Consider the following 514-nt stretch of genomic DNA (forward strand, 5'->3'; position numbering starts at 1 on the left):
CCCCCAGTTGGGCCAGCCAACACTTGAACTCCGCCTTTAAAACCTGCAAACACAGGAAGTCCGATTGCGCCGAGGGCAGCATAAGCCGCTATAGCAATAGCTCCTTGCCGGCTTCCTAAAATGGTTGCAGTCACCCCCACGGCTAAAGTCTGTCCACTTATAGGTACAAGAGGGAGAGGGATCTCCACTTGAGCGAGTATCGCGGTAATCGCCGCGAAAATTGAACAATTTACTATAACCCTCAGTTTTTTTCGTTGATCTTCCAATGGATGACACTTCCTTTTGTTAACTTGTTTGTTAACAGGTTATCATATTCTTTCGGGATAGAATACGAAGATATAAAACAGTTACAAAGTTGAGTAAAAATTACTAAAAACAAGTCCTTGATACCACTACCTGTATACTTTAAGCCCCCTTGATGTGACAGCATTTTTGGGTGGTGATTGCTAGAATCCACCAAATGTATAAAAATGGTAATATTGGATGCAGCTAGTCCGTTTTGTTTATTTTTTCT

2 protein-coding genes are annotated in these 514 nt (G+C 42.0%); both read right to left on the bottom strand.

The genetic code is table 11. From position 1 onward, the window contains the following. Positions 1-266, bottom strand: a 266-nt coding sequence (locus LD39_RS19410; RefSeq protein WP_035552138.1) for a BioY family transporter, incomplete at its 3' end; no start/stop codon positions are given. Further along, a partial coding sequence (locus tag LD39_RS23670) for a hypothetical protein (protein WP_231572620.1) occupies positions 242-514 on the bottom strand: 273 nt, incomplete at its 5' end. The genes LD39_RS23670 and LD39_RS19410, both read right to left, overlap by 25 nt.

Source organism: Halobacillus sp. BBL2006 (assembly GCF_000786645.1).
GTDB lineage: Bacteria > Bacillota > Bacilli > Bacillales > Halobacillaceae > Halobacillus.